Origin of the sequence: Conexibacter stalactiti (assembly GCF_033542075.1) — a bacterium.
Classification (GTDB): domain Bacteria; phylum Actinomycetota; class Thermoleophilia; order Solirubrobacterales; family Solirubrobacteraceae; genus Conexibacter; species Conexibacter stalactiti.
The window spans coordinates 1-11703 of sequence record NZ_JAWSTH010000151.1 but is presented as its reverse complement, the minus strand read 5'-3'; the positions used below and the strand labels follow the sequence as shown (position 1 = coordinate 11703).

Below are 11703 nucleotides of genomic sequence, written 5' to 3'. Positions count from 1 at the left end.
CGCGCGCGGCGCGGCCGCGCTGCGCGCGCTGCGCGACGCCGGGCTGGAGGCCGACACGGTGCTCGACGACGACGCGCTGTGGGCGGCGCAGCGCGACGGCCAGCGCGGCGCCACCGTGCTGCGCGTGTCGGCGACGCAGGAGCGGCTCGGCGCGCTGCTGGCGACGGCGCGCGGCGAGGGCGTGCCGGTCGTCGCGCGCGCCGCGTACGGGCTCGCCTGGCTGAGACTGCCCGACGACGCTCCCGACGCGCTTGCCGCGACGGTGCTGCGGCTGCGCGACGCGCTCGCCCCGTCCCCGTGCGTGCTGCTGAGCGGACCGGAGGCGCTGCGCGCCGCCGTCGACCCGTGGGGGCCGCTCGCGGCGCCGCAGCTGGAGCTGATGCGCCGCGTGAAGGAGCGCTTCGACCCGCAGCGGCGCTGCAATCCCGGCCTCTTCGCTGGAGCGCTGTGATGGCCGGCTTCGACCTCGTCCGCCAGCCCGAGCCCGACCTGATCGAGGCCTGCGTCCACTGCGGCTTCTGCCTGCCGACCTGCCCGACCTACCTGCTGTGGGGCGAGGAGGCGGACTCGCCGCGCGGCCGGATCGTGCTGATGCGCGCCGCGCAGGAGGAGGGCGGCGAGCTGACCGTCGCCCAGGTCGACGCGTGGGACAACTGCCTCGGCTGCATGGCGTGCGTGACGGCCTGCCCGTCCGGCGTCCAGTACGGCAAGCTGATCGAGGACACGCGCGGTCAGGTCGAGCGCAACTGGGAGCGCACGCGCGCCGACCGTCTCTGGCGCGACGCGCTGTTCGCGCTCTTCCCCCATCCGGGCCGCCTCCGCGCGCTCGCCCCGTTGACGGCGATCGGGCGCACGCGGCCCGCCGAGCGGATCGCCGCCCGGCTCCCCGATCGTCTCGGCCGCGTCCGCGAGCTGCTGCGGCTGGCGCCGCGCACCCCGCTGCGGGCGATGTGGCGCCGCCTGCCGGAGCGCACGCGGGCGCGGGGCTCCTCGCGCGGGCAGGTCGGCTTCGTGCAGGGCTGCGTCCAGCGCGTCTTCTTCGGCGACGTCAACGCCGCCACCGTCGCCGTCCTGGCGGCGGAGGGGTTCGACGTCTTCGCGCCGCGCCTGCCGCGCTGCTGCGGCGCGCTCCAGCTCCACAGCGGCGACGACGAGCCCGCGCGAGAGCTGGCGAGGGCGACGATCGCGGCGTTCGAGCGCTGCGACGCGGTCGTCGCGAACGCCGCCGGCTGCGGCTCCGCGATGAAGGACTACGGCCACCTGCTGCGCGACGACCCGGCGTGGGCCGCGCGGGCGCGGGCCTTCTCCGCGAAGGTGCGCGACGTCACCGAGCTGCTCGCCGCGCACGAGCCGCGGGCCGTTCGCCAGCCGCTCGCCTTGACCGTCGCCTACCACGACGCCTGCCATCTCGCCCACGCCCAGGGGGTGCGGGCGGCGCCGCGCGAGCTCCTGCGGGGGATTCCCGGCCTGGAGCTGCTCGAGCCGGAGGGCTGGGAGATCTGCTGCGGCTCGGCCGGCCTCTACAACCTGCTCGAGCCCGAGCCGGCGGCCGCGCTCGGGCGGCAGAAGGCCGAGCGCCTGCTGGCGACCGGCGCGCAGGCGGTCGCGGCCGCGAACCCCGGCTGCGCGCTGCAGCTCGCCGCCCACACGCGCGCGCTCGGGCGCGAGCTGCCGATCCACCATCCGATCGAGCTGCTGCACGCGTCGATCACGGGGCGGTCGCCGTGAGCGTCTCGATCGAGCGCCCGCCGGGTGACCGCGGCGACGAGGTGCTGAGCGAGGCGGCGCTGCGCTTCCTCGGGCGCCTGCACACCCGCTTCGAGCCGCGCCGCCAGGAGCTGCTGGCCGCGCGCCGCGAGCGGCGCGCGCGGATCGCCGCCGGCGAGACGCTCGACTTCCTGCCGCGGACGCGCGCGATCCGCGACGGCGACTGGCGGGTCGCGCCGCCACCGCCGGATCTGCGCGACCGCCGCGTCGAGATCACCGGGCCGGTCGACCGCAAGCTGATCGTCAACGCGCTCAACTCGGGCGCACGCGGCTTCATGGCCGACTTCGAGGATTCGCTGTCGCCGACGTGGCGCAACGTCGTCGCCGGGCAGGCGAACCTGATCGACGCGGTCGCGGGGACGATCGCGCACGTCGCGCCAGACGGCCGCGAGTATCGCCTCGGCGCGCAGACCGCGACGCTGCTGGTGCGACCGCGCGGCTGGCACCTGCCGGAGAAGCACCTGCTGGCCGACGGCCGGCCGCTCGCCGCCGCGCTCGTCGACGCCGGGCTGTTCCTCTTCCACTGCGCCGCCCGGCTGCTCGCGCGCGGCTCTGGCCCGTACCTCTACCTGCCGAAGCTGGAGAGCCATCTGGAGGCGCGGCTGTGGAACGACGTGCTCCTGCTCGCCGAGGACGAGCTGGGGCTGGCGCCCGGCACGGTCAAGACGACCGTGCTGATCGAGACGCTGCCGGCGGCGTTCGAGATGGACGAGATCCTCTACGAGCTGCGCGACCGCTCGCCCGCCATCAACGCCGGCCGCTGGGACTACATCTTCTCGACGATCAAGACCTTCCGCGAGCGACCGCAGTTCGTCCTCCCCGACCGCGGCGACGTACGCATGACGGTCCCCTTCATGCGCGCCTACACCGACCTGCTCGTCCGCACCGCCCACCGCCGCGGCGCCCACGCGATGGGCGGCATGGCCGCGCTGATCCCGTCGCGCAGCGACCCCGAGGCGAACGCGCTGGCGATCGCCGCGGTCGCGGCGGACAAGCAGCGCGAGGCCGGCGACGGCTTCGACGGCACCTGGGTCGCCCACCCGGACGTCGTGGCGACCGCGCAGGCCGAGTTCGACGCCGTGCTCGGCGAGCGCCCCAACCAGGTCGAGCGCACGCGCGAGGAGGTCGCGGTCGGTGCCGCGGAGCTGCTCGACGTCGCCGCGACGCCCGGCGCGATCACCGAGGCCGGCCTGCGCAACGACGTCAACGTCGGGATCCAGTACATCTCCTCCTGGCTGCGCGGCAACGGCGCCGCCGCGATCCACGGCCTGATGGAGGACGCCGCCACCGCCGAGATCGCACGCTCGCAGGTGTGGCAGTGGATCCGTCACGGCCGCGCGCTCGCCGACGGCCCGACGGTCACCGCCGAGCTGGTCCGCCGGATCGCCGTCGAGGAGCTGGAGCGGATCCGCGACGAGGTCGGCGACGATCGCTGGTTCGAGACCGAGGCGCGGCCGCGCGCGTCGCGTGAGCTGTTCGAGCTGGTCGCGCTGAATGGCCAGCTCGAGGAGTTCCTGACGCTGCCGGCCTACGAGCAGCTGTAGCGTGGTGCGCACCACGACACCGAGGTCTGATCTGTGCGCTCTTCGCTTCCTGCAGGCGCCGCGCTCGCAGCCGGCGTGCTTCTGCTCGCCGTGGCTCCTGCCGCCGACGCCACCTTCCCGGGCCAGAACGGCCGCCTTGCGCTGACGTACGGCGCCGGGGACGTCGATGACGGCCTCACCTCCGGCATCTTCGCCGGGCTGCCATATGCGAGCGGAAGCCCGCTCGGGTGGACGGCGCAGGCATGCGGCTCGCAGCCGCCGACGCCGGCGGATCCGCAAGGCCCGAACTGCCTCGCCGGCGCCGGCGCGTCGTTCAACCTCTCGGGCAGCGTCGTCGCCTTCGGCGCGACCACCGCGCTCGGCAACGGCCAGCTCGCGGTCGCCGCGGCGGACGGCACCAACCTGACGCTGCTGCCGCAGCAGACCGCCAACGACGTGCAGCCGGCCTTCGCCCCCGGGCGGTTCGGCTCGGCTGCCAACGCCACACTCGCCTTCCAGGGGGTCAGCGGGCAGGGCGTCAGCGCCAACACGGTCACGGACATCTTCACGCTGAGCCTGGCGATGGGCAGCGCGCCGGCGACCGCCGCCGAGCTGACCCAGCTCACGAGATTCGGCGATGCGACCGCGCCCGACTGGAGCGCGCGGAACCGGATCGCCTTCTCGCACGCCGGTCAGCTGTGGGCGGTCAACGCGAGCGGCGGTGCGCTCACCCAGCTCACCAAGGGCGGCGGCGACCAGGCGTCCTGGTCGCCCGGCGGCACCGCTGTCGCGTTCGTGCGCAGCGGGCAGGTGTGGCGGATGGCGGTCGGCGCGAGCGGCGCCGGCACGCAACTGAGACAGCTGACCAGAGTCGCCGGCGGCGCTTCGTGGCCCGTCTGGTCCCCCGACGGCCGCACGATCGCCTTCCTGCGTTCCGGCAACGTGGCGTCCATCGCCACGATCCCCGCCGGGGGTGGCAGAGCGAGAACGGCGCTCAACGGCATGCGCGCCGTCAGCGACGTCGCCGCGCTCGGCGCCGGCGGGATGGCGTGGCAGAGCTGGCGCTGAGGACCCCGCGCCAGTCCGCGGTTCGTCGCCGACGTTCTCGATGCCGGTCGCGCGAAAGCACGAGGCGACGCCACATCGGCGCCGCCTCGCTCCGCAACGCGCTCAACCCAGCACGGGAGCTACCCGCGTGCGTAGATCCGGGGGCCTCCGCCGAAGATGATCGCGGAGGGAGCGCTGTTGAGCGTGGCTCTGGTGTGGAACGTCAGGTCGTAGGACGTCCATCTCCAGGTGCTGCCATCTCTGCCGTACATCGTTTCGATCAGTCGGTCCCCGGCGGTGCGGGAGTAGACCCGCGGAGCGCCCTCGTGCATCACGACGGCCGGCCGCAGCGGCGCGAGGCGCGGCGCGCCCGACGGCGAGGAGAGGTCGTACCAGCTCCAGGTCACGACCCCTCTCGAGTTCGTGCCGCGCAGCGTCTCCGTCAGGATGCCGCTGTCGCTGACTGTGTAGATGCGCGGGTTGCCGTCGATCAGGAACGCTGCCGGGTCGCCTGCGAGCGACGGACCGGCGACCGCGGCGGTCAGGTTCGAGCGGCTCCATCCCCAGCCTCCGCCGACCGGCCCGTAGTACGTCGTGGCCAACTGCCCGTCGGTCGTGCGGTAGTAGACGTGCGGGTTGTTGGCGACCAGGACGATGCTCGGGTCCCCCGCGACCTTCTCCGTGTCCGTGCTCGAGGGGAGGTTGTACCACTCCCAGCTTCTGCCGTTCTGGCCGCTCCAGACGAACTCGATCAAAGCGCCCGCGAGCGTGCGCGCATAGATGCGCGGGTAGCCGTTGAGCATCGTCACGGCCGGACGGCCCGCGATCGCAGGTGCGCCCGCCGCGGAGGTCATGTTGTGCGCCTCCCATCTCGCGGTCCCGTAGAGGAACTCCAACAGTTCTCCGGCCGCGTTGACCGCGTAGACCCGTGGCTGACCGTCCACGACGAGGGGCGCCGGATCACCCGCGATCGTCGCCCACGAGCCGGCGTCGGCCGTCAGGTCGTAGGCGTTCCAGACACGTCCGCCGAGCCAGTCGGTGAGCGTTTCGGTCAGGTGCCCGGAGCTGCTGCGGCTGTAGACGCGTGACTTGCCGTCCAACGCGATGGCCGACGGATTCCCGGCGACCGGCGGCTGCTGCGGAGCGGCCGCGGCGAGGCTGTAGGTGCGCCAGCCCCAGCCCGCTCCGCCGCCGTCGTCGTAGAGCGTTTCGGTCAACGTGCTCGGGCTGGCAGGGTCCTCGACCAGGAACGGATTCTCCGCTCCACCGACGTTCCAGTTCGTGTCGAGCCACTCGCCCGGCTCGGGGAGTGCGTCGAAATAGGTGTCGTTGTTGCAGTCGAGCGGGACACCGACCGCGGTTTCGTTCGAGCCGTTTCTGGGGCACGCCGTCTCGATGTACGGAACCGGCGGTTGGCCGGCTCTCGCATCCTGGTAGCAGAGCACGTCGAGACCGTCGACGCAGTGGAAACCGGCGGTTGCGAGTGGCGCCGACGGCTGCGACCCGCCCAGCGTATGCACAAGCTCATGGACCGGCACGTGGGTCTCCCATCCCTCGCGCCACGTCATCCCGGTCGTCGTGTAGGTGCGATTGTCGTTGTACGTGGTCTTCCGCGTGTCGGTCCTGAGGTATCCGTAGCCGCCGGCTTCGCTGTTCTCACCTTCGATGAAGACCGCGTACTTCACGGCATCGGCGCCGTCCGGCGGCTGCGCGCCCTGCACCGTGGTTCGCACGACATTCGGGTCGGTCGTGTTTGGAGCGACCACCTCGCGCACGAGGATCTGTCCGCTGCTGTCGCACGCGACGCGCATGCGCAGGAGTCGCTGACCGCCACTCGTCAGCGACGACTGAGCGTTGATCTTCCAGTTCATCCGCCGGATCACCGAGCGGATCAGGTCGGGCGCCGCGACCGTGCCTTCGCCAGCAGGGTGGTGCCAGACGGGCACGATCCGATTCCCGCTCGTCGCGCAGACCGGGTCGAGTTGCTGCGCAGGCAGGGTGACCCATGCGCTGGCGAAGGCCGCGGACTTGGGCGGATCAGCGTGATAGTAGGTGTCGGGCTGACCTCTGCGCTCGATGACGTACCGGTGGTTGCGCGCGTCGTAGCGTCGCGTCTCACCGCCAACGCGCTGGAGGTCGGGGATGCCGGCGATGCGGCCGTCGTGGCCGGCATGCCCGGGATGGGCGGTTGCGGATGCCGTGCCGACGGCGAGACAAGCTACGGCGACCGCCAAGGCGATCAGGAGCGACGGGCCGCGGGCATCAGCCCGCGAGCGGAGCAAAGACATGACGTTGGAACCCCCGGTGCAGATTGGTCGCGGCGACTGTAGACGTGCCACCTTGACCGGTCAACGCACCTCAACCAAATGATCACGCGGTTGACGGGCAGCGGCCGCACGTGGTCGTCGTCGCGTGGACTGAGCGACGAGCGTCACCGTGAACGCCGCGCGCGCTACCGTGCCGCTTCGATGAGCACGGAACTGCTGGTCCACGTCGGTCCCGATCCCTCGCCACAGCTCGAACAGGCCGTTCGCGACGGCGGCGGCACGCTCGTCGGCGCCGTCGCCGAGGCCGAGGCGATCGTCTGGCGCGGCAGTCCGGAGCAGCTCCAGCCGCTGCTGCATGACGGCATCCGTTGGGTGCAGCTGCCGAGCGCCGGGGTCGAGCACTGGCTCGAGAGCGGCCTGATCGACACCGCCGGCGCGCGCCGCTGGACGGCGGCGACGGGCGCCTACGGCGCGATCACCGCCGAGCACGCGTTCGCGCTGCTGCTCGCCGGCCTGCGGCGGCTGCCGGAGTGCGCCCGCGCGTCCTCGTGGCAGGGCGACGCACTGGAGGGCGGCACGCTGTTCGGCACGACGGTCGCGATCATCGGCGCCGGCGGGATCGGCCGTGCGCTGATCGCGATGCTGGAGCCGTTCGGGGTGACGGTCCTCGCCGTCAACCGCAGCGGGCGCGAGGTTCCCGGTGCCGCCGAGATCGTCCCTTTCACGCGCGTCGGCGAGCTGTGGCCACGCGCCGACGCCGTCGTCCTCTGCGCCCCCGCGACCGCCGAGACCCATCACCTGCTCGACGCCGCCGCGCTCGCCGCGCTGCCCGCGCACGCGTGGGTCGTCAACGTCGCGCGCGGCTCGCTGGTCGACACCGACGCGCTCGTGCGGGCGTTCGCCGACGGCGCGATCGCCGGGGCCGCGCTCGACGTCACCGACCCCGAGCCGCTGCCGGCCGACCATCCGCTGTGGCGCGAGCCGCGCGCGCTGATCACGCCCCACACCGCCAATCCGGCCGGCCCGCTGCGGATCGCGCTGGCCGAGCGCGTGCGCGAGAACGTCGCCCGTCTGCGTGAAGATCGTGAGCTGCTGGGCATCGTCGACCCCGCACGCGGGTACTGACCTGGCAGGTTGCCACTCGTCCCGGAGGTCGTTCGTGCCCGTCGTGCCCCGTCCCCTGCCGTCCGCACGCGCGGTCGGCATCGTCCTGTGCGCGCTCGCCGTGCTCTGCGCGCTCGCGGCGTCACCGGCCCGCGCGACGCAGTTCCGCGGCGCCGTCGAGGACCCGGCAGAGGACGCGCTGCCCGGCGGCCGCGACATCGTGCGCGCGGAGGCCGTCTACGACGACGCGAGCGGCGCGCTGCTGCTCGTCACGACCTTCCGCGAGGCGCCGACGCAGGGTGACGTGCTCGCCGGCGGCTTCGGCACGCGCGCCGCGAGCGGCGCGTGCAACTACCCGGGGACGGTCTTCGCCGGCCTGACCGGCGCCACCGAGAACGTCCAGTGGCAGCGCTTCAACGCCGCTGGCACGAGAGTCGGCAGCGGCCAGAACGGTGCCCGTCAGCTCGACGGCGCGACGTTGATCTACGCGCTCGCCGATCCCGGCTTCGTCGCGCAGGGCTACGACTGCCTCGTCTCGCTCGCGCTCACCGATCCCGTCACCGACGCCGCGGTCGAGAACGTCCCCGGCTTCGCGCTGGCGCCGGTCGCGCCCGAGCAGCCGCAGCCGCCCGCCCCCCAGCCGCCCGCGCCTCAGCCGCCGGCGCCGGCCCCCGCGCCGAGCACGACGACAACGACGACCACCCCGCCGCCTGCCCCGGCCAGAAGAGCGGCCGTCAAGAAGGTCGCGAAGCTGTCGGCGGGCGTCGTCGGCACGACGACGCGCACCGTCGCCCGCGGTCGTTGGACGACGTTGAAGCTGCGCGTCGTCAACGGCGGCACCGCTGCCGCCCGCACGACGAAGCTGACTGTCAGCGGCAGCCGCGGCGTCGCCGTGCGGGTCGCCGGCGCGCCGCGCGGAAAGCCCGGGCTGCGGACGCTGAAGACGTTGAAGGCCGGCACCGCGAGCACCGTCGCCGTGAGGGTGCGGGCGACGCGCGCCGGCACCGTCCGCTTCCGCGCGACCGCCGCCGGCAGGCTGTCGGCACGCGGCTCCGTCGCGCTGCGCTTGAAGTCGAGCAGAGCGACGAGACCGAGACGCCCGGCGACGAGAACGCCCACGAGAAGAGCGGCCGTCAGGCACCCGCTCGCCGATCGCTACTTCTGGGGCACCGAGGTCGATCCGATGTACGCGTGGGACAACCACGCCGTCTGGTTCCTCGACGACAGATGGGCCTACTACGGCTTCCCGCCCGCCGGCAGACCGCGCTGCACGGCCGAGACGACCGCCGCCGATGAGGACGGCAGACCGACCGACGAGGGCTGCAGACCGTTCACCTACGACGAGAGGAGCGGCGCGCTGACCGTCGGCGGGCTGAGCGGCAGCATCGACAGAGCGGGCAACGTCAGACTCGGCGAGCTGGAATTCGACTGGGAGCTGTCGATCCCGCAGCCCGGCGCTCGCCTCGACGTCGACCTCGAACATCGCGGCTTCAGCGGCATGTGCGGCCTGATCATGGGCTGCACGACCTGGCACTACCTGATCGCGCTGAGAGCCGACGGCAGATTCATGCGCTCCAACAGCGCCACGACGACGATGGGCGACGGCACGAGCACGCCGTTCGTGTGGGGTGCCAGCATGCCGCCGGACAAGACCGGCACGTACGAGATCCTCGCCGGCGGCGCGATCCGCTTCAGCTACCTCGACGGCAGAGTCGCGACCGAGACGATCGGGATCGAGCGCTCCAGAGAGGGCAGAGACGATCCCGTCGGCAGAGGGATCGTCGTCGGCGACACCAACTACTACCCGGACGACGACGACTGAGCGGCGGCCGGCTGCGGCGCGACCGCGCCCGGCCGGCCGATCGTCGCCCAGCCGATCACGACGTCGCCCTCCATCAGGCAGGCCATCTGGCCGGGGGCGGCGCCGTCGACCGGCTGCTCCAGCGCGACCTCCAGGCGCCGGTGCGGGCCCGGCGCCGGGTCGCCGACCAGCCGTGCCGGCAGCGGCTTGGCGCGGTAGCGCAGCTTGACGCGGTCGACGCGCGCGCCGTCGCGATGCAGGCGCGCCCCGCGCAGCGGCACGGCGGTCGTCGCCAGCTCGGCGCGCGTGCCGGCGACGACGCGGTTGCGCGCCGGCTCGGTCCGCAGCACGTACAGCGGCTCCTCGGCGGCGACGCCGAGCCCTCTGCGCTGGCCGACGGTGTAGCCGTGATGGCCGCTGTGGCGGCCGAGCACACGGCCGCCGCTGTCGACGATCTCCCCCGGCTGCTGCTCGATCCCGGCGTGGCGGGCGAGGAAGTCGGAGCGGTTGGTGCCGGCGAGGAAGCAGAGGTCCTGAGAGTCGGGCTTGGAGGCGACCGGCAGCTGCGCCTCGGCGGCCAGCTCGCGCACCTGCGGCTTCGTCAGCTCGCCGAGCGGGAAGCGCATCCGCGCGAGCGAGTCGGGCGTGAGCGCGGCGAGCATGTAGGTCTGGTCCTTCCACGCGTCGACGGCGGCGCGCAGCAGCGGGCCGTCCGCGCCGTGCTCGACACGCGCGTAGTGGCCGGTCGCCAGCGTCGCGGCGCCGAGGCGGTCGGCGAACTCGAGCATCGCGTCGAGCCGCACGTGGCCGTTGCAGCGGATGCACGGGTTCGGCGTAAGCCCGGCGCGATGGTCCTCCAGGAACGGGGTCACGACGCCGGCGCGGAACTCGTCGCGCAGGTCGAGCGTCAGGTGCGCCATCCCCATACGGTGCGCGAGCGCGCGCGCGTAGCGAACCGCCTGCGCCGAGCAGCAGGAGCGCTCGCCGTCGTTGGCCTCGTCGGCCCACAGCTCGAGCGTCACGGCGACCGCGTCGCCCTGCTCGCGGCCGGCCAGCAGCGCGACGACGGCGCTGTCGACGCCGCCGGACATCGCGACCAGCGTCCGCGGCGAGCCGTCGGCCGGCGGGGCGAGCGCGCCGCGCTCCCGCACGGCCGTGCCGAGCGCCCGCGCGAGCGCGTCGGCGACCAGCTCGGCGGCATGGAACTTGCCGGCCGAGAGACCACCGAGCTGCGCATCGACGTCGCGCGCGCCGAGCCGCGCGACCTCGAGCAGGTCCATCCCCTCGACCAGCTCGGCGACCGCGCTCAGCGACGCGATCGTCGCGCCGCACGCCTCCGCCTCCCAGCCGACGGCGCCGACGCGTCGTCCGCTGTCGTCGAGCGCCAGCGCGATCCGCACGACGTCGCCGCACAGTCTCGTGCCGGCGACGCCGATCGCCGCGCCCTGCGGCGCCCGCCCGCGCCCGTGCGCGGAGGTGAGGTGATGCTCGAACAGCTCGCGATCCACGGCAGTCGAGTCTAGAGGGGCGATCGCGGACCACGGATCGCTGCGCGCGCGCAACTTCCAGCGCGGGCACCCGTTACGTCGACCGACCAGGACTGATCACGAAGGGACTCGGGACTCAGATGCTCGCTCGACGCAGGGTCGCGGCCGTCGCCGCCGCGTCTGCAGGCTTGGCAGGACTTGGAATCGGCGGCGGAGCGGCGCAGGCGTTCAGAATGCCGCCAGGCTGGCAGTCGATCGAGAGATCGGGCGTGACGAGAGTGACGTTGCCGCCGGGCGCCACCCAGCTGCAGCTCAGCGCGACCGGCGGCAGAGGTGGCGGAACGCTCGGCGGCAGAGGCGCGGCCGTGTCCGGCACCGTGCCGGTCAACGGAGCGAGATACATGATGGTCCGTGTCGGCTGGGCCGGCGGCTACGCGATCGACGGGACGCCGTCGGCCGGCACGATCTATCCGGGTGAAGGCGGCGTCTCGTCGTTCGCCGGGCTCTGCGTCGAGGAGAGATGCGAGGTGCTCAGATCGCTCGTGATCGTCGCCGCGGGCGGCGGCGGCTCGAGCGCCGGCAGCAACGTGTTCGACGTCGCTGCCGGCGGCGACGCCGGCGCCGCGGGAGCGCCCGGCGACGGTGGCGGGGTCGTCGCGGGCGCCGGCGGCGCTGCCGGTGCGCAGAGCGGCGGCCCCGGCGGAGCC

The 11703-nt window shown here is 73.6% G+C and carries 8 protein-coding genes and 1 pseudogene; 7 read left to right on the top strand and 2 right to left on the bottom strand.

What is annotated here, in order from left to right; genetic code table 11:
• From R7226_RS29620 to R7226_RS29605, 4 genes are all read left to right on the top strand, one after another.
• Positions 1–451 (top strand): FAD-linked oxidase C-terminal domain-containing protein (locus R7226_RS29620; protein WP_318601083.1); only part of this gene is annotated, 451 nt, incomplete at its 5' end.
• On the top strand, positions 451–1728 hold the full coding sequence (locus tag R7226_RS29615; RefSeq protein WP_318601082.1) for a (Fe-S)-binding protein: 1278 nt from the start codon (positions 451–453) through the stop codon (positions 1726–1728). The genes R7226_RS29620 and R7226_RS29615, both read left to right, overlap by 1 nt.
• A complete protein-coding gene (gene aceB, locus R7226_RS29610) occupies positions 1725–3311 on the top strand; it encodes a malate synthase A (protein ID WP_318601081.1) in 1587 nt (528 codons plus the stop codon). The genes R7226_RS29615 and aceB overlap by 4 nt, the downstream gene beginning before the upstream one ends.
• A 75-nt stretch (positions 3312–3386) precedes the next feature.
• Complete coding sequence (locus R7226_RS29605; RefSeq protein ID WP_318601080.1) at positions 3387–4358, top strand: TolB family protein; 972 nt, start codon at positions 3387–3389, stop codon at positions 4356–4358.
• A 119-nt stretch (positions 4359–4477) separates the two neighbouring features.
• Here R7226_RS29605 and R7226_RS29600 read toward each other — a convergent pair whose 3' ends face one another.
• Positions 4478–6625, bottom strand: a complete 2148-nt coding sequence (locus R7226_RS29600; protein ID WP_318601079.1) for a hypothetical protein — start codon at positions 6623–6625, stop codon at positions 4478–4480.
• A 180-nt stretch (positions 6626–6805) separates the two neighbouring features.
• Here R7226_RS29600 and R7226_RS29595 point away from each other — a divergent pair, with 180 nt between their 5' ends.
• The gene (locus R7226_RS29595; protein WP_318601078.1) at positions 6806–7729 is read left to right on the top strand and encodes a D-isomer specific 2-hydroxyacid dehydrogenase family protein; all 924 of its coding nucleotides are present in this window, start codon (positions 6806–6808) and stop codon (positions 7727–7729) included.
• Between the two features lie 34 nt (positions 7730–7763).
• Complete coding sequence (locus R7226_RS29590; RefSeq protein WP_318601077.1) at positions 7764–9530, top strand: hypothetical protein; 1767 nt, start codon at positions 7764–7766, stop codon at positions 9528–9530.
• Here the strand turns inward: R7226_RS29590 and mnmA are convergent.
• Positions 9509–11017 carry a tRNA 2-thiouridine(34) synthase MnmA gene (gene mnmA, locus R7226_RS29585; RefSeq protein ID WP_318601076.1) on the bottom strand — a complete coding sequence of 503 codons (1509 nt, stop codon included), beginning with the start codon at positions 11015–11017 and terminating at the stop codon, positions 9509–9511. The genes R7226_RS29590 and mnmA overlap by 22 nt on opposite strands.
• 212 nt (positions 11018–11229) lie before the next feature.
• Here mnmA and R7226_RS29580 point away from each other — a divergent pair.
• Positions 11230–11703 (top strand): annotated as a pseudogene (locus tag R7226_RS29580) (hypothetical protein); the annotation flags it as partial.

Bases quoted from the DNA above. Each gene is read 5' to 3' on its own strand.
- R7226_RS29600 (WP_318601079.1), bottom strand. From the start codon at position 6,625: ATGTCTTTGCTCCGCTCGCGGGCTGATGCCCGCGGCCCGTCGCTCCTG.
- R7226_RS29615 (WP_318601082.1), top strand. From the start codon at position 451: ATGGCCGGCTTCGACCTCGTCCGCCAGCCCGAGCCCGACCTGATCGAG.
- R7226_RS29595 (WP_318601078.1), top strand. From the start codon at position 6,806: ATGAGCACGGAACTGCTGGTCCACGTCGGTCCCGATCCCTCGCCACAG.